Origin of the sequence: Methanofollis fontis, assembly GCF_004297185.1 — an archaeon.
Lineage (GTDB): Archaea > Halobacteriota > Methanomicrobia > Methanomicrobiales > Methanofollaceae > Methanofollis > Methanofollis fontis.
Map to the genome: position 1 here is coordinate 156946 of NZ_PGCL01000001.1, position 24568 is coordinate 181513.

A 24568-nucleotide genomic window follows, 5' to 3' on the forward strand; every position below is an offset into this window, starting at 1 on the left:
CCTCCTTAGTTGAGATCAGGGATTAGCCCTGCATCATACTGGGCAATCCTGAGTGCATCAGCAATATTGACCATCTGGTCACCTGTGACATCACAGTAGCCATAGGTTTCGGGGGCACCCTTAATATACGCATCAAACTGGGCAACACGAAGGGCATCCCAGATACCAACAATGTCCTCCCCGACAAGTGACTGACCCGCAAGACCTCCGGTGATCCTGATTGAGACTTCAGAAACGCCATCAGGTGCATTGTAAATGACGATAGTCGCATTGGTGGTTACAAACTCCTGATACGGATCCAGATTGGAGAACGAACCATTCCTGACCTCATATTCACTCGAGTTCAGAATCTCTCCGTTCAGCGTGACCACCGGGTCGTTCAGCATGAAGCGCTCCGGGAACTCAAGGGCAAGCCCAAGCATTCCGCCGTTGCCAACAAGTGTCGCGTTGTAGGTGGCGTTCTCGGCAAAGCCCGCCGAAAGCACGGCCGGAACCTCGGAGACACCGCCCAGTGAACCGCTCCCCTGCGAGAGGATGAGGCGCGGCGTCGTGAGATCGGTCGGCATCATCACCGTGACACTGGTGTTGCTGTTCGCTGTGACGGCAACGGTGTCGTTGACGGTGATGTAGCCCTCCTTCGAGACCGAGAGCGGGTAGGTGCCCGCGAGCAGACCGGTGAAGGTGTGGCTCGATGCCGTCTGGCTCTCGCCGTCAAGAATGATCGTCGCCTCCACCGGGTTGCTGTCCTCATCGGTGACAGAGACTTCCACAGCGCCGCGGCCGGTGACGCTCAGGCTCTTCTCCGAGAGGGTGACGTTCATCTCGTCGTAGAGCGGCCTGAACCGGAGCTGGAAGTCAAGGGTGCCCACCTGCTCGGGCGTGACGTCGAAGACATAGTCATAGGTCGAACCGCTTTCCCAGTGGTCGGGCTCGATGTAGATCGAGGTGGCGTCATCGTTGACCGAGCTGCTCAGCCTCTCATAGGAGACCGTCTCCCCGTTCTCGGTGATGGTGCCGTTTGCAAAGGTGAAGCCCTCGATCGGAACCTCGATCAGCGGCGAGAGAACGTTTTCACCCGAAACGACCCGCAGGGTCAGTTCGCCGGACTCGTTCGCCACCAGCGGGGACGGACTTGAGGTGAGGCTGACGGAGTCGAGCATCGCCTGCGGCAGGGCATCGCCGAGGAGGTCCATGTTCTCGGATACGCTGAGCACACCCGTTGCTCCGGTGTCCGGGAAGCCGTCGCCGAGCATCTGGATGGTGCCGCTGTCCTCGATCGTGTCATCGATCTCGTTGATCGGTGCGCGCTGGTCGTTCTCGACCGACACAAGGATCGCACCCGTTCCGCCACCGGACCTGGTCACCTCGACCTGGTGCTCCTTCACCGTGGAGTAGTCATCGATCGTGCGTTTCAGACTGCCGACCGCCATCATCGCCGCCATCTGGTCGGCAGTGAGGGTGTAGGTCTCCTTCGGGGTGTCTGAATCGACGGTGATGGTGCAGATAGGAGTGCCGTCGATGGAGACATCGATCGTACCCGAACTCACCACGATCGGCTGACAGTGGATCAGGGCATCGATCGCCGCCTGGGTGGCCCAGGTGTAGCCCCAGCTGCCGCCGGAATCGTACTGGTTGATCAGCCAGCCCACGCCTCTCTGGATCGTCCCGTTGTCCGCAGTGATGCCGGTTGCGTTCAGGGCGAGCACGGCATAGGCGGTGCTCTCGGTCCTGCGGCCGTTGCTGTACCAGCCGTAGTACGAGTCTGCATCCCAGTGCCCGTCGCCGGAGTCCTGGTTTGCAATGAGCCAGGCGGTCGCATTCGCCTTTGCATTGTCGATCTGGGTTTGTGTTACATCGACAGAGGTCGTGCCATAGGACTCCAGACCCCAGAGGCCGAGCGCCGTTGCCATTGCCTTATCGTCGTTGCCGCCCCAGTGCCCGTCTTCAGCCTGATTCTCAATGAAGTAGCGGGTGGCGTTCTGCATGTTCTCCGTCATGTAGGTCGCATAGGGCTCGGAGACCGTGCCCTGCGTCCTGATCATGTCATGGATCAGCATCACAAACCCGGTGTTCGAGGTCGGGGTCCAGGCATGGCAGACGCCGGCGCTCCACGTCCAGGTGCCGCTCGAGGGGTTGTCCGGGTTCTCGTGGAACCACTCGACGAGTTTCTCGAAGTTGACGGTGCCAGAGGAGACGGTATCGCCGGTGCTGATCTTGCCGGTCAGCAGGCGGTTTAAGTCCTCAGTGGACTCGTTCACCCGCGCCAGCGTGTAGGCGGCGTACGAACTCGAGGACGACTCAGAGGCACCGTAGCCCCAGAGGCTCCATCCGCCGTCAGAGTGCTGGCCGCGCGTCCCCCCGTTCACCAGGACATTGATGCCGCCCTGCACCGAGGCGTTGGCATCGTCGCGGATCGTGGCGTAGTTGGTCGGTTTGTCAGGGCGGTCAAGATAGTAGTTCTTCACATTCAGCGAGGCGAGCATCTGTGATGTGGTCTGCTCGACACAGCCGTAGGGGTAGCGGACGAGATATCCAAGCCCCGTCAGGGTTCGGCCGCGGGCGCCAGACTGGACGGTGATGGTGGTGACATTATCATAGGTGTTGTTGGTGTGCAGGGTGTTGAAGGTCATACCGAAGGTGCTGTCGCTGTTGGCGTTCACCGAATCCACCGAACTGACCGGGATGGATGGGATCCAGATGAAGACATCACGAGGAGAGGTCTTCGAGACCGTCTTCCCGTTTGCCGACACGGTCAGGTTGATTGAATCGGCGGCAATGGTGCCGGGTCTCGAGGTCCGCATAGAGAAGCCAATATAGTTCCAGTAGCCGCCACCCATCCAGCGGTCGCCTTCAGCATCGCTATAGACTTCCATTCCGGCAGGAACGCTCAGGTTGTAATGCACCCTTCCGCTCTCACTCGGCTTGACGTACCAGGCCACCCCGAACCACTGCTCTGCCTGGGCACGGGACGGTCCATAGACATAGGGGTAGAATTCAAGCGTGTATTCCCTTGCCGTCACCGACCGTTCGGCAGCTGGAGTGCCGACAACCGGGAGGCCGGTATCGGAGGTGACCGTCACATTGAGGGTGTAGATGCCCCCCGCCGTCGGCGTCCACGCGGTCCGCTGCACGTCCTGTCCATATGCCGCCAGCGTGACCCCGCTCCGCTCGGTGGTGTTGAAGACCGAACCGTCGGGGGCGTAGATGGTGGTGTTGATCGTCAGTGCCGAGGTCGGGATGCCGCGTTGGTTCACCACTGTGAAGATGCCGAGGGTCTCTGCGCCCTCGGGCACACGCTCACTCGGGACACCAACTCTCGATACGATGCGGTTGACCCGCTGCGTGGTGATCGTGGCGTTCGTGATCGAGTCCACCGGGATGTCGTCGCCGCTCGTCGAGTTCAGGAAACCGTAGTTGTTCACGACCGCAACAACATCGGTCGATTTGCCGGTGTCGTCAGCAGTCCGCAGGCGCACCGTGAAGAGGTCGGCGCTGCCCGAAACACCATCGAGCGTTGCGTTCACCGCAGCGACGCGGATACGCCCGCTCTGGGCGTTGTAGGCGGTGTCATTCACGTCGCCGGAGAAGAGCGGGCCGATCGTCACGCCGCCGGGTTCGGTGACCAGGGTGACCACCGAGGGGTCCCAGCGCAGGTCGATATCAAACCCACCGAGATGTTCAACATTCTCAACCCGCAGTGTCAGATCGGTGATATCACCGAGTGCACTGGTAGAATTCTGGGGCGTGACCATAAGGTCAGCCGCGGATGCCGCTGAAACCAGAAGGGCGGTGAGGATGAACCCCACCACCAGGATCTTTCTCGTATTCATCTCCAAATCACCTCACACGATCCTGAAGTAGGGATCCCTCAGGCCCACATTCTTCTGGGCGATGAACATCGCATCGCCGACCTCGATCGCACGGTTCTCGTGGACATCCGTCTGGAGGAAGGAGGTCGTTCCGACGGTCGGCTTCGACTCCAGCCCGACAACCTCGCGGAGCACCCGGAGAGTATCAGCCTGGTTCACCGAACCATCGCCGTTCGCATCGCCATACAGGAGGAGGACGGCGCTGCCGTCCGTCACTTCGACCGGGATCTGGTACTCGTCGGCGTCAAATAACTCGACATCCACCAGACCGAGCGCCGTCTCATCGCCGCCCGAACCAATCACCGAGATGTGGACGGTCGCCACGGTCAGGTTGCCGCTGAAGCTCTCCGCCTGACAGTTGCCAAAGATGACATAGCCCTCGTCGACATGATTCAGGTTGACGGTAAGCGCACCGACATCACCGGCAGATACACCGGTCACCGTGACCGCCGAGGGATCGAAGGTGAAGGTCATCGCGAACGTTGCGAGATTCTCCGCACCCCCTACCACGATCGGCAGGTCATAGGTCGTGCCGGGCACGAGCACCAGGTCTGTCGGAAGTTCGATGGAGGTGGTCGGGTGCAGGTAGCAGTGAACCGTTTTGGTCACCCGGTTGTTCGCAAACGTGGTCTCGTAGTCGGTGACGCCGTCCGGGTTCACCTCGAGGGCGAGGGTGTAGGTTCCTGGGTCGGCGAGGAGGGTCTTGTTCCGCCAGACCGTATAGGACTCGCCGACGCCGAGCGCCGGGACGGCGATCTCCTCGACCGCCTGTCCGGTGATCAGGTAGTCCATCGTCGTGGCAACGGCCGCCACCTCACCCTGGTTGGTGACCACGAGGGCGATTGGCGTGGCGGTGCCGCTCTGGACCACCGTCGGGGGCACAATGATCTCCGCCGCCAGGTCGGGGGCGGTGATCCGCACCGGGTAGACGATGTTGTTGTTTGCATAACAGATCTCATCGATCGTGCGGTCAGGGTTGACGGTGACGTTCACCTTCGCATCCACCGGCAGGTGATAATCGCTGGTGTTGATGCCATAGTCGGAGGCATAGGCCTCGACATTGGTATGCAGGGCCTGTTTCGTCTCACCCATCGGAATGTTGCCGTTATAGGTGGTGGACTGGTCCTTGTCTCCGATCGCCGCCCGGACCACGATCTCCTCATCGGTATAGATGAAGTCGGCGGTGCCCTGGTTGGTGATGTAGAGATAGAGGTCGTTCACCTTCACCGAGTCGTCCCGGTTCAGCTTCACCACGTGGGGAGCGCTGACCGATGGCACGAAGTCGGGGAGGGCAGCAGTTGCAAGACGGAAGGTGCCGTCATAATACCAGGAATTGGATTTGACGATCTCGTCACCGTCATAGCAGACCACCTTGTAGGGCACATTGTCAGAGAATCCGAGCATAATGCGCTCTTCTCTCAGTGCCGCAGAGGGGGCATGGATGGTCAGCGTCGCCCGACCACTGGAATCGGTGTATCCGGTCAGCACCTCGGAGTAGGGGTCAGGATACTCCATGGCCAGGTGATCAATGTTCAGCGGGCGCACATCGTCATTATAGGTGCTCGAGGCATCCATTGCGGCAGCGCCAAGGAAGAACCCGACCTTCGCGTTGCTGATCGGGTTGCCGTCACTGTCGGCGACGGTGAAGGTCACCGGCACCGTTTCCCCGACGAGCACATCAGGCTTCACTGTGTAGGAGACACAGGCGCCGGGCACATCAAAGAAAGAGACACCTACACCCATTAACGAGCCATCTGGCTGCAGAACCGAAGCATGTGCCTCATAGGTGCCGTTCTGTGAGGGGGTGACGTTCTTCGCCCATGTACCGGTAAAGGCAAGGGTGTCGGCAAATTCCGTCCCGAGCGTCTTCCAGTTGAAGTACGGGCTTGCAGTAAACACCCCGCGCTCGACTATCGGCGTGTCATCCGGCCCGTAGGAGTAGAGTGAGACCATGTACGAACCGCTGCCCTGATAGTCGACCTCCATCCACCGGCTTTCGGTGGCGGGTTCGAGGCACCTGAGGGCGGCCGCCGTCTGCTGGTATCCGGTGATGATGCCGGGGTCAATCCGGCTGAACCTAACAGGATAGCCCTGGATATAATCCAGAACCCAGGCAGAGGAGCTGATGCCGTCGGTGATCAGGATCACGTCCTCGGATGCCTTCCCGGACACGTTCAGCGTGAAGGTGCAGGTGCCGTCGGCAGCGGTGGTGTTCGTCTGCACACCGTCAGCGGTGTAGAGTCGAACCGTCTTTCCGGCATCATCGGTCACCTCGCCGGTGGTGCCGTTCACGGTGATCACCGAGGCGGTGAGGCTGGCCGTGTCCGCTGGCACCGAGTGGTAGTCGCCCTGACTCCAGGTCGCAGCCCATTCATAGTCCATGATGACGAGGTAGGTGCTGTCGAGCCCTTCGACGCTTTCCGGCACCGTGGGTGTCACCCGGTGAAGGGTCCACGGCGACATCGAGCCATAGACAACCGAGACCATATACGAGTCATAGCTGCCGTAAAACTCCTCATCGGGGTCAACAAACTTGACGACCGCCACATAGCAGTCCTCGGGCATCGTGAACTGATAGACACCGATGCCGTTTCTCACCTGCACCGTCCCGACAATCTCCTCAGGCTCCATGCCGCCGGTCGCCTCGACCAGGGCGGCATCGTCCACCGGCATGCCGGCGGCGAGCGCTCCGCCGACCTCTGCCGGCAGGGAGAGGATCTCTGTCTCGGTGAAGGCGGTCACGTACACCGCATAGTCCTTGGAAGTGATCGTCCCACCAATGCCATGAGGTTCTGCCACCTGCAGGGCGATGTCAATCGTGCTGCCGGCAGGGCAGATCGCCTGTTTGGGCGAGGACATGCCTTCATACCAGACTTCATAGGCAAATGCCACGGACCCGGCCCTGCGACCATCGATCGTGACGCTGAGATCCGAGCCATATACATTTATATTGAATTTCGAAAAGTCGACCGTTGCTTCGACCACGCCGTTCACCGGCGTCAGGGTCTCATCAAAGAACGTGGTCGTAGAATTCGCCACCTTCAGCTGCACCGTATCGGAGTAGGCCGATCCATCGACGTCAAGGAGCGGGTAGCGCATTGTGATGGCGCCGTCCGGCGGGGCGATGAACGACTGCGACTCAAAGAACGGCACATAGATGTAGCCATTTCCTCCACCCTCAGAAGAGGGCTTGAGTTTCTGCGAACTCAGGGTGCGGCCCTGCCAGGTCGCCTCGGTATAGAAATAGGCGTTCACCGGGAAGCTGGTGATGTCGATGGTGGCCGTTGCCCTGCCATCGGCATCGGTCACGCCCGATGCGTTGATGAAAACCGGGTTATAGTAGTTATAGTAGACCTTGAATTCCACCGTTTCTCCTTCAATCGGAGCGCCGGCTGTTGCGTTCCAGCAGACGCCGAGCATTGTCACGGTGTTCGGGTCGGTGTCAGCATCATATGAGGGACCGCCGAAGAGCTCGGTGAGATAGGGCGAGGGCAGTGTGCCGTGCAGACCGTCGGTCGCCTCGACCGCCAGATAGGAACTGATCCGGCCTGCACCGTAGAGGTTGTTCTCCTCATAGGTCGCCATCGCCGTACCGTCCTCCTTGATGTGGACGGCCGTCTGCATCAGAGTCTGCTTCACCTGTGCCGGCGTGAGGGTGTCGTTGCCGGCGAGCATCAGGGCGACGGTGCCGGCCACACCCGGCGTTGCCATCGAGGTGCCGTCCATGACGGCGTACTGGCCGTTCGGATAGGCGGAGAGGATGCCCACACCAGGCGCCATCAGGTCGGGCTTGATGTAGGGGTTCGTCCGGTTCACCGGCCCGATAGAGCTGAAACTTGCCCGGTAGTCCATGCAGTAGTCGGTAGCGCCGACGGTGATCACGTCCTCGGCCGTTCCCGGCGTGCCGATGGTGCCGGTGCCGACGTCGCCGTTATTGCCGGCCGCAACGACCGCCACCACGCCGAGGTCGGCGAGGTTGTTTAGCGTCAGGTCATATGCGGTGTTGCCGTCGGACTGGCGTGCCTCTGCGATAGCCGCTCCTTCGAACATCACCGACTCGTTTCCGTTGTTGGTGACCTGCAGGAGCCAGACACCGTTCCAGTTTCCGCTGTTGCTGGCATACGGCGCCTTGAACTTCACCACATCCGACGACTGGTCAAAGCCGTTCCAGTCGATGTAGCCGCCGGTCGCAGTTACATTGTTGGGGGCATAGAGGGTCATCGAGAGGTTGGCGGGTTCGGCGTCATTATAACCATACTCCTGCTGGAGGGCGTAGCCGCCGACGACAAACTGGGGTTCCAGGAGTCCTCCGTTCGAGGCGATATTTCCACCCACCTCAAGCGTCAGGTTGAGCGTTTCACCGGCCGCAAGAGAGAAGTACTCCTGTTTGTTTGCGTCCCACGCATAGCTTCCCACACTGAGGGAGATCACGTCGGCATCGTTCTCGACCGACCATTCGATGCCCTTGATGATGTCGGAGGTCAAGCCTGAACCTGCCGAGTTCAGCACCTTGGCACCGATCAGTTCGGCTTCGGGTGCGGTACCCAGTATGAGGGCCTGAATGCCATCATAGGTCGAAACCATCACTTCGCCGCCGGCCGCCGTGCCGGCACAGTGGGTGCCGTGGCCGTTGTCGTCATAGGCCGAGGTGTTGTCCCCGTTCACAAAGTCGGCAAAGCCGACGACACGCTCGCCGAAGGCCGGGTGCGTCCCGTCGATACCGGTGTCCACCACAGAGATCCGAACACCTTCGCCCATGTTCCCGGCGTCCCAGACGGCCGGGGTCTCGATCCAGTCGAGATGCCAGGGCAGCATGAACTCATCGCCGCTCCGCATGTACTGGGCATCGACGGTGTCAGAGACCTCAAATACTGGGTCGTCCACCTGCACCCGCATATCGGGCTCCACATGGTCGACACCGGGCAGGAGGGCAATCCTCTCGATGGTCGACTTATCGGCCTCGACACGGAGCGCATTCACGATCCAGAACTGTTCCGCCGACTGTGCGGCGTCACTGTCGATTGCACTGATGGATGAGAGCACGGACGCCTGCGTGGCAGCCGCCTGTGCCTTCATCATCGAATACGTCGTTCCTCGGTCCGGCTGGTCTGTGAGCACCACAATATACGGCATCGTGTCATCTGTTCCGACAACAGAACCGTCAGGGGCTCCGGCAGCGACACTGCCAACCAGAACCAGCAGTATGAAAACAGTCAGAAAACTCCGCGTACAAACGCGCGTCATAGATACCACCTCCGGGGTTATAGAAGAGAAGAAACCCTTATGATTTATAGATTCCGAATATTCCTCATAAAATTAAATAAAAACTATTATATATTATGGGCCATCTCCGCACTCCAGACCGGGAATCGGAGCAGAGGGCAATAAAGAGCAAGGACACAAAGGAGATATAGTTTCCAGCCTGATATTCTGCTATGGTACAGCCCAGCACCCCCCGGCTGCTGGCAGTGATTATCGGGCTGATTCTTCTGATTGCCCCCCTTTCTGCCGCAACCGTCACCATGTCACCCTCCACGATCACGGAGGACACCCCTATCACCATCACGGTGCACGACCTCGCAGACAACAGTACCTTTATGATACGCGTCTCGGCGTCGATCCCCCTCGACGGAGACGGACGGTTCCAACTGAGCACCAACAACCTCCAGATGCCGTTTGCGCTCGATGACGGCCGCGTTTCCATCCATGCAGAGAACGTCAAGGCCGCAAACCTCACTGCCCGCATGGGTGGGCGAGCCATCACCATCTTCGGTGACGGCGAAAACGGCGTCGTGGACATGAACCAGATGGGCGACATCCCGCAGGGCCTCATCTCCTACATCACCCTCGAGGGCGTCGGACTCGCCGCCAGCACGCCAGTGGTGGCATCGGTCGATCTCTCCGGAAAGAAGATCGGGCCCGATGACTCCGTGGTCACCTTCTCGGTGAACGGGTTTACCGGCGGCAGCGCCGATGTGAAGGTCTATGTGGACGGTGTCCTCGTCCCGACCACACCGACGACCACCGCACCCTCCTCCAGCGGAGGGGGAGGGGATGACCCGGTGACCACCACCGAACCCGAACCGGAGAGTGTCACCGTCACCTCCCCGGACAGTGGGTGTGCCCTGTCCTTTGAGAGCGGCGCTCTCGAGGGTGCAGAGAGTGGCGATCTCTCGATATGGGTCAGCAACCGCGCCGTTCCCGAAGGCTGGACAGCCGTGAAGGGCCCCTATGCGATCCTGCCCGACGGCGTAACCTTTAACCCGTCGGCGACCATCTCCATCAGCATGGACGGTGTCGGGGACGACACCTCGACCGCCTACACCCTGCTCGCCTGGAACGGTCAGGCCTGGAACCCCCTGCAGAGCAGGATAGAGGGCGACGTCATCTCCGCCGAGATCGATGAGGGCGGAGAGTTTGCCCTCGCCACCCCACCCGTGGTGGTGACCACCGCTCCGGCGGCAGGAGAACCGGCAGAGACCGTCACCATTATTGAGACGACAGCTGCACCGACCGCCGAACCGACCACCACACCGGCACAGTCCCCCCTCCCGCTCATCTGCACCCTGGGTGCCCTTGGAGCGGCCGCCGCCATCATCGTGGGCAGGCGATAAATCCGGTGAACCGATATGAGTGAAGAAAAGCCCGCAATTGTTGAGGCCCTTGAACCCGGGGCGGTCCAGAAGGACCTCCTCGCCATCGCCCTCTGGACGGTGGCGACCGTCCTCTGCATCTATCTCCCGGTGCTCAACGAGAGCGTGCTGCGGGTGGTCTTCGGCCTCCCCATGGTCCTCTTCATCCCGGGCTATGCACTCATCGCCGCACTTTTTCCCGCAAAGGACGATCTCGACGGTATCGAACGGGTCGCCCTCTCCTTCGGGCTCTCGATCGCCGTCGTCCCCCTCATCGGACTGGCGCTCAACTACACGCCCTGGGGCATCCGCCTCGATCCGATCCTGACATCCCTGGTGATCTTCACCTTTGCGATGATCGCCGTGGCGCACTGGCGGAGAATGGTGCTGCCACCCGAACAACGCTTTGTCGTTCCCTTTGCCTCCATGGCGATAGAGGCGCGTGAAGAACTCTTCCCGGAAGAGGCCTCTCGCCTCGACCGGGCGCTCTCGGCCATACTCGTCCTGGCCATCATCGCCGCCGTGGCGACGACGGTGTATGTGATCGTCGTCCCCAAGGAGGGCGAACACTTCACCGAGTTCTACATTCTTGGTGACGGTGGGAAGGCCGCAGACTATCCGACCGACTTTTTTGCAGGGACGAATCAGTCCCTGATCATCGGCGTGGGCAACCACGAGTACAGGAACGTGACCTACACCGTCGAGGTGCTGCTCACAAACCAGACCTTCGATACGGCGACAAACACCAGCACGGTGCATGAAATGGAGCGTATCGGACGGTTTTCACTTGAGATCCCGCACAACGAAACGGTCGAAGAACCATATGCGTTCAGCGTCGACCGGACGGACATGAACAGGCTCCAGTTCCTCCTCTTCAACGAAACCGTGCCCGCCGACGCCATCTGGGGCACAGACCGGGTCAACGCCAGTTACCGGGACCTGCACCTCTGGATCAGGGTCAGGCCGCCGGTTCAATAATAATGTGAAGGTCGCTGCCCGCAGGCGATGCCGAGGCAATGCGTGCGGGGCGACCGGTCCCTTCTGCCATAATACAGGCGACAAGACTGCATACCGGGCACCCGACCATCGTGCAGCACCGCGGCGACGCCGCCCGCACCGCCGCACACCCGGCACCGAGGGAGAAGCCCTTCAGGTCCACGACCAGGTTCTCGCCATCAAATGAGGCGGCGACCGAGTCCGCAATCTCCAGTGCATCGGCACAGACCTCAGCGATCGCCTCGCAGAGGCGGTCGGGGTCGGACGGCACCTCAAATGAACAGTAGTTCTTCAGATAAGAGAGGAGAGGGGCGCAAAGGGGCCGGATCACAACCGCATCCCCCTCAATCCCGGTGATATAGGAGGTGCCCTCCGGGATATCGGTCGGCACCCGCCCGCTGACCGGGATCACCTGCATGGCACTGCCGTCCTCCCGCGGGGGCAGAAACTGTGCATCGCCCTGCACCCCCAGGTCGGCGATGAGGGTGGCCACATCCACGGTTCCGCCGACCGGGAGGAGGGCGGCGATCTCCGGGTCCATCGGTTCGTCCTTGGAGAGGGTGAGCAGGAAGACACCGGCGATAAACGAGCCGAAACCGGCAAGGACAAGGGTCGCAGAGGTCAGATCCCCCCTGCCGGTGAGAGCGGCAAGGATCAGCGCCGCCGCCGCCGCACCGAGGAGGAGGAGCGCTGCACGTGTAGTATCATTGGTTCCCGAGAGTTTCATGGTTCACCCCGTTGTGAGGTCCAGGCAAGCCTGTACCAGAGCACGAGCACCGCCCCGCCGAGGGCGGCAGCGCCGATGAGCAGAAGCACCGACGGAAGATAGACATGCCGCATCATGGCAAGGGGAGCGATCCCGAAAGCGACCGCCACGGCGAAGGCAAGAAATCCGAAGTAATCGCTCCGTCTGCCGAACAACCCGCATCCATCGATCATCCCCCCGAGCACAACGACGAGAATCGCCAGAGAGAAGAGCGGCGAGGAGAGACCGGCGGCAACGGCGAGGAGTCCACCTGCCGCCAGCAGCAGAAACCAGCGGTCCGCACGCCCCGCAGACAGCAGAAAAACGGCGGCGAAAACGGCAACACCGGCCAGACCGGCGATCCATGCCGGACCGCTCAATGCGGCGGCGATGCCAAGAACAGCTGCGATACCGGCCCAGATCCGCCCGTCCATCTAGATCTCCTCCACCGCTTCGATCTGGTGGGGGGCGAGCAGCCGCGCCGCACGCCCGGCACCCTCCGCCCCCAGGGCATAGACCTGCATCTCCATCCCCTGCCGCCGGGCCTCAAGGGCGATCTGGACCAGATGACTCGGGTCACCCCTGAACGTCGAGTAGAGGAGGACGGTCGCCGCACCTGAGGCGCGGATCGCCCGGCCCACGCCCTCCCTGAAGGGAAGCGGCGGGGCATTCCCGCTATATGCCGAGAGGATGCCGGAAAGACGCCGCCTGTATTCCGGTGCCTCCCCCGGGGTCCGCTCGATGGCGCGGATCCGGGAGCGGGCAATCACCGGATCGAGATAGCGGTAGAGATGGACCGCCCGCTCCGTCGGCGTGATCCCGGAGAGCGCATCCAGGATCTCCTTCTCCGCGCTCCCGGACGGAAGGTAGGAGAGGATCTCCGCGCCCGAGACAATGAGGAGTGGACACGCCCCGAAACGGGTGAACGTCCCCTCCACCCCACCATTCACGGACATGGAATAGCGTGCGAACTCCTCTTTCCCGGGTGCATCGCGCCGGTCGGGGAGGTCGACGATCACAAATGGTCTCCCGCCGCTTATCCCTTCGACCTCCCTGACGATCATCGTCCCGTACTTCGCCGAGAGTTTCCAGTCCACCATCTCGAGGGAATCGCCGACGATATACTCCCGGTAGCCCCTCGTCTCCTGTCCCCGCAGGATCCTGTTCTTGCCGCCCTCGATCTCACCGGAAACATCACCCCTGCCTGCGCCCGCCACCGGAATGCTCTCGGGCGTGATCCTGAGAGAGGGTGCCGAGAATCCCTCCCCCCGCAGAGTGAGACTCCCGGAGAAGAAGGGATCGTGCGCCCGGACGACGAGACCGCCAAAGGAGGTATCGCCCGCCGCCATGAGGCGGAGCACCGACCGGAGCACCGTCTCACCCGGCGCCTGAAGGCGGGGGGGATCGACGTTTTCCACAATGGCAACAGGAGGGGCGATATCCTCAAACGTCACGGAAAGAGGGGTTCCGGGATCATGGGCGACCACGGACGCCACCCGGATGCGCGAACCCTGCCGTGCAATCCGCTTTCCGGTCGTCCTTTTCACCGTCACCGTGGGCAGGAGAAGGGCAAACTCCCGGTAAAAGGATCCGGCACGGTAGACCAGGAAAAGCGCGAGAACGCCGGCAGCCGCCATACCTGCAGTATCGTCAAACAGCAGGGCATATACGCCGAGGGAGACGGCGAGGACGGCGATCCCCTCTGCTGCCGGGCGGGGCCTCACGGTTCAGGACACCTCAACACTGTCAAGGATCTCCGCGATCACCGTATCGACCGAGACCTGCCCCAGGATCGCCTCACGCTCGAGGAGGATGCGGTGACGGAGCACCGGTGAGGCGAGCGACTTGACATCGTCAGGTATGACATAGTCGCGGTGATCGATGGCGGCATGCACCTTTGCACCCCGCAACAGGGCAAGGGAGGCGCGGGAACTGGCGCCGAGGCGGACATCGGCATGCTCCCTTGTGGCGGCCACGATATCGGCGATATAGTGCATGACCGCATCATCACTGCGGATAGACCGCACCTCAGTGATCATCTGCCCGACGTCCTCGTTGGTGAGAAGGGGCGGTATGGATTCCTCGTAGTCCGTCCAGTTGAGACCGCCGGCATTGTCCCGCCTGATAATCTCGAGTTCGTCTTCGACGCCGAGATGGGTGAGCGGTATGCTGTACATGAAGCGGTCACGCTGCGCCTCCACCAGGGAGAAGGTCCCCTCGAACTCATACGGGTTCTGCGTGGCGATCACAAAGAAGGGTTTGGGGAGGGGATAGGTGTTCCCATCGATTGTTGCCTGATGTTCACTCATCGACTCGAGCAGGGCCGACTGGGTCTTCGGGGTCAGACGGTTGATCTCATCCACAAGCACAAAGTTCGAGAAGATCGGGCCTTTCTGGAGGACAAACTGACTCTCGTCTGCCACATAGATACGCACACCGATGATGTCTGCCGGCTGGACGTCCACCGCACCCTGTACCCGTTTGAACGAGTACGAGAGAAGTTTTGCCATGATCTTCGAGACGGTGGTCTTCGCCGTGCCGGGTACACCCTCAATGAGCACTGCGCCTTCAGAGAGCAGACCGATGAAGATCAGTTCAATAAGGGGTCTGTTCCCGACCACAAACCGCTGCGTGGTCTCGACCACCTCCTCGTAGGTATCTGCTATGAAATCAATATCACACTCGTTCGCAACCATTTCCTTCTACCTGTGTATCCGTTTTCTGAAATAATATGCTGCCGCACCGATACAGAGCCCCGCACATACCACCTGGAGGAGCGGATAACCCTTCACCGTCCTGACGACCAGAGTCAGCGGTCCGTCGGTGGCGGTGCGGCTCCAGCCCGTGTCCACGAGCACGACCGGGCGGAGATCGAGGATATTCTCGATAAACCGGGTGTTGTCGGCACCGATCCCGTTCATTGAATTGAGAAAGATGCCGGGATCGCCGACCACGATCACCTCTCCGCCGCCCGAGAGGGCGGTGACGGCAACCGGGTACCGACCAACCGCCTCGGCCCCGTCGATCCGCCCGTTCCCGTTTTCGTCGATCCATGAGAGGAGGGACGTCTGGAGCAGCGTCTCACCGCCCGTCACGGCGGCGGGACGGTTGAACAGCACCGCCGATACATTTGCAGTGGCGGTGTGGTTGCCCACCGGATACCCCCTGACGGCCGTATGGGTGTCATAGTCCGTGTCGACCGAGCTGAGATTGAGCCCGCCGATGGAGAGGGGCAGATCGAGCCCCTCCAGCAGGGCATTGCCGCTCCCGGTATCGTCACAGATGATGACCGTGGTGTTTCGTGAGAGAAAATCACGGACGGCATTGATGCGGGCCGGTCCCGGTGGTCCCTCGGGAGCGATGACCAGCAGCACCGCATCATCATACCCGGCAAGAGCGGCGGGATCGACGACCTCCTCTGCCCCCCGTTCCTCGAGAAGGGAAAAAAACACCGATGTGCCGTTCCACTGGATATTCGTGCGGCTGTAATCCTCATAGGTCGTGGCGAGATGGACGCCGGCGCAACAGGCAACGATGAGCAGGATGACGGCGACCGCCACGGATTCTCGCCTCATTGCGCCGCCTCCGGGAACACATACATACCGCTCCCACCCTCCAGACCGCAGAAGTCGCTGAAATACCGGGCCTGGAGATCTGCAGGATCGAGGGACCGGCAGCGCTCCGGGTACAGCCAGCGGGCAATATACTGGAGACCGATGCCGAACTGAGGCCCCTCGACGACAGAGGAGTGGATCAGGTAGACCGCCCCGCTGTCGACCGCCGGAACGGTCGTCCATCCGGGTCTGAGCCCGATCGCATTCCTGACCTCGATAAACCGCAGCGAGATCCGGTCACCAAACCCGCCGAACCGGCAGGGTTCATGCCCGACCATCTTGATCATCACACCGGGGGCGGCAGCAACGACCTCTCCGTCGGTGACCGGGCACCACCCGCTGTTCTCAGGCACCACAACGCCCCCGGCGGCAGACACAAGGTCACCAAGGGGGGTGCCCGCACCGGCAGCGGTATAGGCGGCGGCGTCCTCGGCATACACCTGTACACGCTCCTCCCCCCCCAGACCGGCAAGGCATGTTGCAACGGCAGACTCCTGTGCATCGATAAATGCGATCAGGTCATCGGCACCCTTTTCGCGCACGAAAAGGAGGCCGAGGGAATCGATTTCGTCACGGATGGTGCCGGGAGAGGTGCAGGAGAACCGCACGACCGGGACCCCGCATGCGGCTGCGGCGGCGGCAGCGGCATTGCCGCTGGCGTCGGCAGGGACGATGACAAGATCAGGGGCGATAGAGGCGATCGTACCTTCATCAGGCCCTTCAAGGTCACCGACCGCCGGGCAGTTCGCCACACCGGGGAAATAGGACACCTCCATCAGGATCGGATCGGCCACACCGGACACCATGGCCATCGGAACCCCGATCGCCCGCATCGTATCCAGCACAGTGGATGAGAAGACCACCACCGAACCCGGAGGACGCTCGAACACGACGCTCTGCCCCATGCCGTCGGTGCAGGTATGGGGGGCGCCGCCCCAGAACCGCAGCACATATGCGGCGTCCCGGAGATCATTTCTGTCAGGGCACTCCCCACTGCCGTTCCGGTAGGTGATATCAAGATAGGCGAAGGCGGCCGAGACAAACTCCCCCTCGGAGAGACGGTTGTTGCCGTCGGTATCACATGGAATGGCCGCCCATACCGGTGCGGCGCAGAGAGAGACCAGAATCACAAGATAAAGCGCTCTTATTATCGATCCCTCCTCAGCAGCAGGGCAACGACCCCACAGGCCGCCAATGGGACAAGCAGCGGACCGGCAGCGGCCCTGGCGGTCGTGTCTTTCGACGGCACCGTCACCATTCCTTCTCCATTCACGAATACCCAGGTCGGTTCGATCGCCCCCCCCTCACTGGAGATAAAGTCCTCCCAGACCCCTGTGATCATCCCTCCCCCCTTGCCGGATGCACGAATTCGGTAGTGGATGGCCGAATCTCCGATGAGCACAAACGACACCTGCCGACCCTCGACCGAGAGGCGACCGGGCGGATGGGTGGTGGAGACAAACTCAAACCCCTCAGGAAGGGTCTCGACGATTCCGCCGGTGTCGATGTCACCGGTATCGATGGAGACGACCACCTCCTCTCCACCTCCAGAAACACCAGAGATCGTCCGCTCGGGCGCGGCCATGACAGGAAGCGCCAGGGACACCAGAGCGATGAGGAGGAGGGAGAAGAGGCGGGGGTTCATTTACTCATGGGTTGAGGCCCCGGCAGAGATATATTTTCTCCCGGTCCGGCGATCCCGCACGCCTGCAGCACGGTCACAAAATCATCAACACCGTCAACATCAGCCCTGATCATCCCCGAAAAAAGGTGCGGGGGGAGAAGCGTGCCGAACTTCCATTCTTCAGCATCCAGGAGGGGAAGAACACCGGCGATCCGGGCGGGCGTCCATCCCTTCACCCTTCGGATGGCGTCACAGACCTCCAGTGCCGGATGGGGACCGGTAATCCCAGATATCAACAGCCAGAGGTCACCGGAACGGATGCGCGGGCCGTCCCCCAGTTCGGTGCCGAGAACAGTGGCAAGGGTCCGGTTGAACCGCCCCCCATGACATGAGAGGACGAACACCCCCTCGGGCCGCTCACTGACCACGAATCCATCCCCGGCGAAAGGATGGCCGATCTCCTCTGCGATCCCGCGGATCGCCGCGGATTCGGGCGGGGCCAGAGGGAGGGGGGAACACCCGGCGGCAAGGATCCGTCCGACCGATCCGGCGACAGAACGGCTCATGGGAGCACCCGAACCCGACCAGAAAGGACGGCGGTCTGAGGAACGCCGCCTTCCCCCTTCACCGACCACCGTGGCAATCCGGTGAGCGGGATCGAGGGAGATGATCCGCCATCGCCGCCCGCCGAGGGTGCAGACGGTGCCCGTGCCGCCGGCCACAAACCGCCCGTCGAGGCTGCCCGCCTCCTCGCCGTCCGGGGTGAGGGCCCGCCAGGACCCCCCGGCGGCAAAGATCGAGAGCAGGTCCCGACCACCCGATCGGGCGGGACCACGTTCTGCGGCGGGCCCGAGCATCAGAAACCCCCCGTCCTCCACAAGATACCCATCCTCAATCAGGGCGGCGAGAATGGCGTCGCAGTCCTCCCGGCGAAAACCAGAGAAGGGGGAGAGGGAGAGGAGGGAGGAGAGCAGGACCTGCCGCCCGACCCGGCGCCGTCCCATGAGGAAGAGGAGGAGCTGCTGGACAAACACCGTGTATGGCAGAGAAGGCGGACGGAGTGGCTCAACCTCCCGCTGCATCGCCGCCTCGACGGTGGCCACGGCGACCATGAGATCGAGGTCGTTGTCAAGGACGAATGCCATGATCGCCGGGCCCCCCCGCCGCCCGGTCCGTCCGAGGCGCTGGAGAAACGAAGAGACCGATGGCGGCGGTCCGGCCTGGACAACAATATCGAGGCCGCCGATATCGATACCGAGCTCGAGGGTGCTCGTGCAGATCACGCAGGCCGGATCCGGTCCGGCAAGGGACTCCTCCGCCGCCTGCCGCACCCCTGGCGAGAGCGAGGAATGGTGGACGGTGAGGTGTTCGACCAGTCCGTCCATGGAGGCGCACAGTCCCTCGGCATCGCTCCTGCTTCCCACAAACACCAGGGCGTGTTTTCCCCGGACAAGATTGGCGACGGCGCGGGCCCGCCCCTCCCTTCCTGACACCGCGAAAGAGAACCGTTTTTTACCCGGCACCGGCGGAACAGCAACAAGCCGCCGTTTCCGTCCGGGGCCGGATAACCAGTCCAGCACCTCCCCGGGGTTGCCGATCGTGGCCGACAACCCGATCCGCCGGAGGGGGCGGGTGGCGATCATATCGAGACGGTCGCAGAGGCAGCGCATCTGCACGCCCCGCTGATCGCCGGCAAAGGCGTGCACCTCATCGATCACCACATATCGGAGGCGCTCGAGATCACCTCGCAGCCTGTGGTCCTGGAGGATCACCTCCAGCGACTCCGGTGTCGTGACCAGGATATGCGGGGGGTCGCCCTCCCCCCAGGTCCGCTCCCCCTTCGGCACATCCCCGTGCCATTTCCCAACAGTGACGCCGGCCGGAACACAGATGGCCGAAATTCTCTCCTCCTGATCGTTAATCAGGGCTTTCAGCGGCGATATGCAGATGCAGCAGACCCCTGCAAGACCGCCCTTCAGAATGGCGTCAAGAACAGGGATAAGGGCCGCCTCGGTCTTCCCCCCGGCCGTACCGGCGACCACGAGCAGGTCGCCGCCCTCCGCCGCCGCCCGGATCGTCTCCTCCTGAACGGGTCGGAGACCGTCCCATCCCAGGCGGTGGGCAAGCACCCCCTGCAGCGTCGGATGAAGCGATGCATAGAGGCTGTTCACAGAACAAAGTTCGAGGCCCTCACATAACTATCTTCAGATTGTGCGAAACCTATATATATGATGATTCTGAGGGATTGCCATGCCTCTGACCTCGGAGGTGGCGCAGCCGATCGTCCCCGGGGCGGCGCCGCTCACCCGCCGCGAGATCATGGACCTCCTCCCCGAAGTGCCGGGATGGGATTTTAAAAATGGCCGTTTGAACCGGCAGTTCACCTTCGAATCTGTCAGTGAGGCCATCGCATTCATCAACGAGATCATTGCCCTCGGTTCTGAGAGCGCAGAGCACTATCCAGACATCTGTCTCTCCAACTACCGGCATGTGGAGGTCTCGTGGTATACCCACGCCTCCGGTGGACTCACCAGGACCGACCTGATTCTCGCCGCCCGCCTCAACAACCTGATACAAAAAAACGGGATCATGAAGGCGAGCCAGACCGCCTGAACCACCGGGCAGACCTAGTCATTGAGCCCGAACGCACGGGTTATTGATGCCCGCAACGCCTCTCGAGACAGTGCTCCGGTGACCCTCCCCACGGGCCGACCGTTCTGGAAGAAGACGAGGGTGGGGATCACCGATATCATGGAAGTCCGCGCCGTCTCCGGGCACTCATCGACGTTCACCTTGCAGAAGGCCACCCGACCAGCATATTCCACAGCAAGGGCCTCGACTTCGGGTGCAACACGCCGGCAGGGACCGCACCACTCCGCCCAGAAATCAACAACGAGCAGGGGGTGTTCTGCAAGCGCCCGCGCAAAGGTCAGGTCCGAGAGAGGGGGAACCCCGGCGCCCATCAGATTGAGACGGGCCTCCATCTCCTCACGTTTCTTTTTCCTGATAGAAGCGATCTCATCGTCCATGGATTGAAGTGAACCCCCGGGATTATCTATCTCTCGGCAGGAATAGAGACAAACTATAAATATGACGAATGAGAGATGTATATACTCCGAAGCGAGGTGGGGTAGTCAGGAAATCCCGACGGGCTCATAACCCGTAGATCGATGGTTCAAATCCATCCCTCGCTACTCAGTCTTTTCTGGATCGCCTTCATCCGTGAGAATTGCCCCGGGCAGAGAACAGATCGATCGAGAGCCCCTGCCAGAAGGCACCGAAACGGGCAGTAAATCTATATCTCAATTTTTTCTCCCCTGGCGGGGAGAACCCCACATCATCAGAGGCGGACGCCAATACAGAAACATCAACGAGGCGACCCGTCACCGCTATCGTGATGCGGATGGAGGCACAGCAGAACCCGCCAACCAGGGACCGGTCCCGCCACCATCACACAGAAAAGAGAGGGCGGTCTCCCCCCTCAGAAGAGCAAGGCAACGCGCCTGTGCATCAGTCCAGGTCCAGGCGGGTCTGGATACTGTCGCGCCTGAAGGCGACGCACCGATGGTCGCAGCACTCCCCGGGCACCTCCACCGGATACTGACCGGTGAGACAGGCCGTACACAGGTGCCCGATCTCGATCCCGATCGCCTCCACCATCTTCTCGAGAGGGATATGGTAGAGGGAATCGGCATGGATGAGGTCGCGCACCTCGTCGGTCTGACGGGCGCTCGCGATCAGTTCGCTCCTTGTCGGGAAATCGACGCCCAGGTAACAGGGGGCGATGATCGGCGGCGACCCCACCCTGAGGTGCACCTCCCTGGCGCCGGCATCCCTGACGGTGTCGATGAGGCGCCGGGAGGTTGTTCCCCGTACCACAGAATCATCGACGAGCACAACCGACTGCCCTTCAAGATGTTTCCTGATCGGGTTGAGTTTGATCCTGACCGCACTCTCCCGCATCGCCTGGGTGGGCATGATGAAGGTCCGGCCCATATACCGGTTCTTCATCAGCCCCTCCAGGTATGGCGTCCCCGAGACCCCGGAATACCCGATCGCGTACGCCGTCCCCGAATCAGGCACCGGCGCCACGAGGTCCGCATCCGCAGTGGCGCCGCGGGCGAGTTCCTCGCCGATCCGGCGACGGGCATCATAGACCAGCGTGCCGTCGATGATCGAGTCCGCACGGGCAAAATACACGAACTCAAACATGCAGTGCGCCTTCCGGTCGGAATCAGCGATCTGCGTCGAGCGTATCCCGCTCTCCGTGATCTTCACCATCTCGCCTGGGCGGACATCCCTGAGCAGGGTGCCGTTCAGGGCGTCGATCGCCACGCTCTCCGATGCCACGATGTATCCAGTGTTGGTCCGTCCGATGCAGAGGGGCTTGATCCCGAGAGGGTCGCGGAAGGCGTAGAGGGCGTCGTCCAGGGTCAGCACCACCGAATACGAGCCCTGCAGCTCGCGCATCGCCGCCGCCACCGCCTCCTCCACGAGACCGGAGCGCCGGATCTCGTGGGCGATGATCGTGGCGATCACTTCCGAGTCGGTGGTGGTGCAGAAGATCTGGCCGTCCTGCTCATAGCAGGTCCGCAGTTCGTCGGTGTTCACCAGATTGCCGTTATGTGCCAGAGACAGCGTATGCTCCCTGAAAACAAAATTGAACGGCTGAATATTTTCGGGCAGATTTGCCCCCGTCGTGGGATATCTGACATGCCCAATCCCGACCGTACCCCTGAGCCGACCAAGGATCTGCTCATCGAAGACCTCTGCAACAAGTCCCCGCCCCTTATGGACATAGGGTCTCTGATCAAAAGTAGAGATCCCCGCGCTCTCCTGCCCGCGGTGCTGGAGAGCGTAGAGGGCATAGTACAGCGGGAAAGAAACACCGCCAGCATCCACGATGCCAACGATCCCACACATGTTCCAACAAACCTTAATGGGTCGGCGTCTTCGGGCGCTTCGTTGTCCACTTCCAGCTGCTCATCTTCGTGCTCCGCCCGAACCCGCAGGCAGAACAAACTTTGTGGCGGGCGTGGAAGGATACCTTCCCGCACCGGCGGCAGGTGATATGCGTGTGTTTCTGCCGCTTACCCATCGATGGTGTACCTTTTGACATCTCTGTTCACCTCAATTATTCGACTGATGGCGAGATATAGATCACATTGTCCCCGCGCACGATCAGTGTGCCGCGTTTTTCGACCTGGCCGTCGATTTCCTCCTCGGCCCGGTCGAGGACGAGGTTTAAGTGCACATCGTACCCCTGCAGGACCCCGCGGATCTCACGCCCGCCCTTCAGAGAAATGATTACTGGCTGGCCGTTGAGTACCTGGTCAAGAATCTCCAGTGGTCTTTTCGTCATGGCAATTACCCTTCGTTCCTCTTCAAGAGTACCATACATGCGCACGGAATCTACTTAAACATACCGCGGCGAACGATTTTAGTGCAAATACGCCCAAAATGTGATGAAGATGGATGACATTGCGGTAAAAAAGCGGCACACGATCAAGCGGTCGGCGGCGGCGCGAATCGGGCAGGCGCTCACCGGGGAGATCGGAGCCGCAGAGGAGCTCTTCCGCACAAAAAATCTGGAGGTCGTGGAGACGAACTCTCCCTTCACCCTCTACCTCATCGATAAACGACCGCTCCTGATGGAGTATGAAGGATGGATCTTTCCGACGGTGCGGGGTGCGGTGGAACGCCCGTTTCCGGAACGGAGGGTGACCGTCGATTCGGGTGCCGTGCCATTCGTCATGAACGGCGCCGACATCATGCGTCCGGGCGTTGTCGGGGCCACAGACGACGTGAAAAAGGATGCCCCTGTTGTGATCGCTGAGGAACGGCATGGCAAGCCACTGGCCATCGGAATTGCCCTCTATGACGCGGAGGATCTCCTCGGACAGCAGAAGGGAAAGGTGGTAAAAACCGTGCATCGGGTAGGCGACGCCCTCTGGAACATCGAACTCTGAGGACGGTTTGGATACCATTAAATAAATTCCATTCTACAGTTCTTTTTATGGGTAAATTCCTCGATTCCATCATCGGCAGATCCACTCCCGCCCATCAGAATGAGTATATGGAACTTGATCTCACCTCCTACGAGGGCAGCACCGGCGAGGAACCCGCCTCGATGTACCTGAAAGTGGCCCAGATCGGGGACATTAAGGACACCCCCAAGGTGAAGGACGAGGTATACAACGGCAATGTGGTCATCGTCGATATATCTCGCCTGAAACTGGACAAGATCATGTACGAACGCGTGCTCAAGGATCTCAGACAGGTGGCCCACGACGTCAACGGCGATATCATCGGCCTCGGCGACCAGCACTACGTGGTCATCACCCCGATGTCGGTGAAGATCTCGCGAGAAAAGATCGGAGGAGTGTAGTGCGGACTGTCCTCCGTGCGCCCTGTCAGGTCTGTAACCGGGAGATCGAATATATCTATCAGACAGAAAATATCCCATATTTTTCTGAAATCCTCATTGAGAGCGCATGCTGCCCCTGTGGCTGGCGGATGAGCGATACCTTCATCCTGAGCGAGGGGCAGCCCTCCCACTCCGAGATTGTGGTGGAGAGGGTCGCGGATCTGGACATCCGGGTAATCCGGAGTTCGTCGGGCACAATCACCGTACCAGAACTCGGCATCGAGATCAAGCCCGGACCGGCATCCGAGGGTTTCATCACCAATGTGGAGGGCGTGCTTGACCGCATCGACGACGTCCTCCAGATGGCGCTCCGCACTGCCGAAGGGGAGGAGAGGGAACGGGCGTGTTCGATCAGGGACAGAATCGCCGCCGTCCGCGAAGGACGGGAGAGGATCACCCTGATCATCGACGACCCGGCCGGCAACTCCGCCATCATCCAGAACCCTGCGGACGGCAGGGAATAACCACACACCTCCCTATTTTACAGAGAGAATATCGCACGGCCCCAGGAGACCCATTCACAAAACCCGGCGTTTCCGGGGGCGATTCACCCCGTACTGACAATTTTTCCACTCCCCCCTATCGCATGGGGGATGGGTCCGGGAGGGGTCCGCCCCTCCCGGTGAAGTGGGTCATTCATCCCGGATCCCCGGTTCCAGGG

The 24568-nt window shown here is 61.2% G+C and carries 20 protein-coding genes and 1 tRNA gene; 7 read left to right on the top strand and 14 right to left on the bottom strand.

Going from position 1 to position 24568, the window contains the following annotated elements; genetic code table 11:
• Positions 1 to 5: 5 nt before the first annotated feature.
• Positions 6 to 3830: a PEGA domain-containing protein gene (locus CUJ86_RS00735; protein WP_130645653.1), complete on the bottom strand. Its 3825-nt coding sequence runs from the start codon at positions 3828 to 3830 to the stop codon at positions 6 to 8.
• 12 nt (positions 3831 to 3842) lie between these two features.
• Positions 3843 to 9113 (bottom strand): S8 family serine peptidase, encoded by a 5271-nt coding sequence (locus CUJ86_RS12315; protein ID WP_130645654.1) that lies wholly within the window; start codon positions 9111 to 9113, stop codon positions 3843 to 3845.
• 191 nt (positions 9114 to 9304) lie between these two features.
• Between CUJ86_RS12315 and CUJ86_RS00745 the strand changes: the two genes are divergently transcribed.
• Together CUJ86_RS00745 and CUJ86_RS00750 are read left to right on the top strand one after the other, a co-directional pair.
• Positions 9305 to 10483, top strand: a complete 1179-nt coding sequence (locus CUJ86_RS00745) for a hypothetical protein (RefSeq protein WP_130645655.1) — start codon at positions 9305 to 9307, stop codon at positions 10481 to 10483.
• Between the two features lie 15 nt (positions 10484 to 10498).
• The gene (locus CUJ86_RS00750; protein ID WP_130645656.1) at positions 10499 to 11479 is read left to right on the top strand and encodes a DUF1616 domain-containing protein; all 981 of its coding nucleotides are present in this window, start codon (positions 10499 to 10501) and stop codon (positions 11477 to 11479) included.
• Here the strand turns inward: CUJ86_RS00750 and CUJ86_RS00755 are convergent.
• Genes CUJ86_RS00755 through CUJ86_RS00790 form a run of 8 tightly spaced genes read right to left on the bottom strand, consistent with a single transcriptional unit; the run spans position 11460 to position 19651 of the window.
• Positions 11460 to 12224 (bottom strand): hypothetical protein, encoded by a 765-nt coding sequence (locus CUJ86_RS00755; RefSeq protein WP_130645657.1) that lies wholly within the window; start codon positions 12222 to 12224, stop codon positions 11460 to 11462. The two genes, CUJ86_RS00750 and CUJ86_RS00755, sit on opposite strands and share 20 nt — an antisense overlap.
• Entirely contained in the window at positions 12221 to 12676 is a 456-nt protein-coding gene (locus CUJ86_RS00760; protein WP_130645658.1) for a hypothetical protein, read from the bottom strand. The genes CUJ86_RS00755 and CUJ86_RS00760 overlap by 4 nt, the downstream gene beginning before the upstream one ends.
• Positions 12677 to 13966 (bottom strand): DUF58 domain-containing protein, encoded by a 1290-nt coding sequence (locus tag CUJ86_RS00765; RefSeq protein WP_130645659.1) that lies wholly within the window; start codon positions 13964 to 13966, stop codon positions 12677 to 12679.
• 3 nt (positions 13967 to 13969) lie between these two features.
• Positions 13970 to 14938, bottom strand: a complete 969-nt coding sequence (locus tag CUJ86_RS00770; protein WP_130645660.1) for an AAA family ATPase — start codon at positions 14936 to 14938, stop codon at positions 13970 to 13972.
• Positions 14939 to 14944: 6 nt separating this feature from the next.
• Positions 14945 to 15817: a DUF4350 domain-containing protein gene (locus CUJ86_RS00775; protein WP_165394714.1), complete on the bottom strand. Its 873-nt coding sequence runs from the start codon at positions 15815 to 15817 to the stop codon at positions 14945 to 14947.
• Entirely contained in the window at positions 15814 to 16986 is a 1173-nt protein-coding gene (locus CUJ86_RS00780; RefSeq protein WP_130645662.1) for an ABC transporter substrate-binding protein, read from the bottom strand. Before CUJ86_RS00780 ends, CUJ86_RS00775 begins: the two co-directional genes overlap by 4 nt.
• A 17-nt stretch (positions 16987 to 17003) precedes the next feature.
• Positions 17004 to 17501: a hypothetical protein gene (locus CUJ86_RS00785; protein WP_130645663.1), complete on the bottom strand. Its 498-nt coding sequence runs from the start codon at positions 17499 to 17501 to the stop codon at positions 17004 to 17006.
• The gene (locus CUJ86_RS00790) at positions 17498 to 19651 is read right to left on the bottom strand and encodes a DEAD/DEAH box helicase (RefSeq protein WP_130645664.1); all 2154 of its coding nucleotides are present in this window, start codon (positions 19649 to 19651) and stop codon (positions 17498 to 17500) included. The genes CUJ86_RS00785 and CUJ86_RS00790 overlap by 4 nt, the downstream gene beginning before the upstream one ends.
• Positions 19652 to 19730: 79 nt before the next feature.
• On the opposite strand from CUJ86_RS00790, the gene CUJ86_RS00795 reads away from it, so the two are divergent.
• Positions 19731 to 20093, top strand: a complete 363-nt coding sequence (locus CUJ86_RS00795; RefSeq protein WP_130645665.1) for a 4a-hydroxytetrahydrobiopterin dehydratase — start codon at positions 19731 to 19733, stop codon at positions 20091 to 20093.
• A gap of 14 nt (positions 20094 to 20107) precedes the next feature.
• On the opposite strand, the gene trxA is transcribed toward CUJ86_RS00795, so the two are convergent.
• Complete coding sequence (trxA, locus tag CUJ86_RS00800) at positions 20108 to 20509, bottom strand: thioredoxin (protein ID WP_130645666.1); 402 nt, start codon at positions 20507 to 20509, stop codon at positions 20108 to 20110.
• A gap of 90 nt (positions 20510 to 20599) precedes the next feature.
• Here trxA and CUJ86_RS00805 point away from each other — a divergent pair.
• Positions 20600 to 20674: transfer RNA gene (locus tag CUJ86_RS00805), tRNA-Met, on the top strand.
• 316 nt (positions 20675 to 20990) lie between these two features.
• On the opposite strand, the gene purF is transcribed toward CUJ86_RS00805, so the two are convergent.
• From purF to CUJ86_RS00820, 3 genes are read right to left on the bottom strand one after another with little or no spacing between them, the layout of a single operon-like run.
• Positions 20991 to 22403 carry an amidophosphoribosyltransferase gene (gene purF / locus CUJ86_RS00810; protein ID WP_130645667.1) on the bottom strand — a complete coding sequence of 471 codons (1413 nt, stop codon included), beginning with the start codon at positions 22401 to 22403 and terminating at the stop codon, positions 20991 to 20993.
• Between the two features lie 13 nt (positions 22404 to 22416).
• The gene (locus tag CUJ86_RS00815; protein ID WP_130645668.1) at positions 22417 to 22599 is read right to left on the bottom strand and encodes a 50S ribosomal protein L37e; all 183 of its coding nucleotides are present in this window, start codon (positions 22597 to 22599) and stop codon (positions 22417 to 22419) included.
• A gap of 15 nt (positions 22600 to 22614) precedes the next feature.
• Positions 22615 to 22842, bottom strand: coding sequence for an LSM domain-containing protein (locus CUJ86_RS00820; RefSeq protein WP_130645669.1), 228 nt, complete (start codon positions 22840 to 22842; stop codon positions 22615 to 22617).
• A gap of 109 nt (positions 22843 to 22951) precedes the next feature.
• Here CUJ86_RS00820 and CUJ86_RS00825 point away from each other — a divergent pair, with 109 nt between their 5' ends.
• From CUJ86_RS00825 to CUJ86_RS00835, 3 genes are read left to right on the top strand one after another with little or no spacing between them, the layout of a single operon-like run.
• Positions 22952 to 23449, top strand: a complete 498-nt coding sequence (locus CUJ86_RS00825; RefSeq protein ID WP_130645670.1) for an RNA-binding protein — start codon at positions 22952 to 22954, stop codon at positions 23447 to 23449.
• A 47-nt stretch (positions 23450 to 23496) separates the two neighbouring features.
• Entirely contained in the window at positions 23497 to 23868 is a 372-nt protein-coding gene (locus CUJ86_RS00830) for a cell division protein SepF (protein ID WP_130645671.1), read from the top strand.
• Entirely contained in the window at positions 23868 to 24371 is a 504-nt protein-coding gene (locus tag CUJ86_RS00835; RefSeq protein WP_130645672.1) for a ZPR1 zinc finger domain-containing protein, read from the top strand. Before CUJ86_RS00830 ends, CUJ86_RS00835 begins: the two co-directional genes overlap by 1 nt.
• Positions 24372 to 24568 lie beyond the last annotated feature (197 nt).

What these genes read in the sequence shown, in the direction of transcription:
- CUJ86_RS00745 (WP_130645655.1), top strand. Translation starts at nt 9,305, where the DNA reads ATGGTACAGCCCAGCACCCCCCGGCTGCTGGCAGTGATTATCGGGCTG.
- trxA (WP_130645666.1), bottom strand. Translation starts at nt 20,509, where the DNA reads ATGGACGATGAGATCGCTTCTATCAGGAAAAAGAAACGTGAGGAGATG.
- CUJ86_RS00815 (WP_130645668.1), bottom strand. Translation starts at nt 22,599, where the DNA reads ATGTCAAAAGGTACACCATCGATGGGTAAGCGGCAGAAACACACGCAT.
- CUJ86_RS00795 (WP_130645665.1), top strand. Translation starts at nt 19,731, where the DNA reads ATGCCTCTGACCTCGGAGGTGGCGCAGCCGATCGTCCCCGGGGCGGCG.
- CUJ86_RS00750 (WP_130645656.1), top strand. Translation starts at nt 10,499, where the DNA reads ATGAGTGAAGAAAAGCCCGCAATTGTTGAGGCCCTTGAACCCGGGGCG.
- CUJ86_RS12315 (WP_130645654.1), bottom strand. Translation starts at nt 9,113, where the DNA reads ATGACGCGCGTTTGTACGCGGAGTTTTCTGACTGTTTTCATACTGCTG.
- CUJ86_RS00755 (WP_130645657.1), bottom strand. Translation starts at nt 12,224, where the DNA reads ATGAAACTCTCGGGAACCAATGATACTACACGTGCAGCGCTCCTCCTC.
- CUJ86_RS00775 (WP_165394714.1), bottom strand. Translation starts at nt 15,817, where the DNA reads ATGAGGCGAGAATCCGTGGCGGTCGCCGTCATCCTGCTCATCGTTGCC.
- purF (WP_130645667.1), bottom strand. Translation starts at nt 22,403, where the DNA reads ATGTGTGGGATCGTTGGCATCGTGGATGCTGGCGGTGTTTCTTTCCCG.
- CUJ86_RS00760 (WP_130645658.1), bottom strand. Translation starts at nt 12,676, where the DNA reads ATGGACGGGCGGATCTGGGCCGGTATCGCAGCTGTTCTTGGCATCGCC.
- CUJ86_RS00825 (WP_130645670.1), top strand. Translation starts at nt 22,952, where the DNA reads ATGGATGACATTGCGGTAAAAAAGCGGCACACGATCAAGCGGTCGGCG.
- CUJ86_RS00820 (WP_130645669.1), bottom strand. Translation starts at nt 22,842, where the DNA reads ATGACGAAAAGACCACTGGAGATTCTTGACCAGGTACTCAACGGCCAG.
- CUJ86_RS00735 (WP_130645653.1), bottom strand. Translation starts at nt 3,830, where the DNA reads ATGAATACGAGAAAGATCCTGGTGGTGGGGTTCATCCTCACCGCCCTT.
- CUJ86_RS00830 (WP_130645671.1), top strand. Translation starts at nt 23,497, where the DNA reads ATGGGTAAATTCCTCGATTCCATCATCGGCAGATCCACTCCCGCCCAT.
- CUJ86_RS00785 (WP_130645663.1), bottom strand. Translation starts at nt 17,501, where the DNA reads ATGAACCCCCGCCTCTTCTCCCTCCTCCTCATCGCTCTGGTGTCCCTG.
- CUJ86_RS00770 (WP_130645660.1), bottom strand. Translation starts at nt 14,938, where the DNA reads ATGGTTGCGAACGAGTGTGATATTGATTTCATAGCAGATACCTACGAG.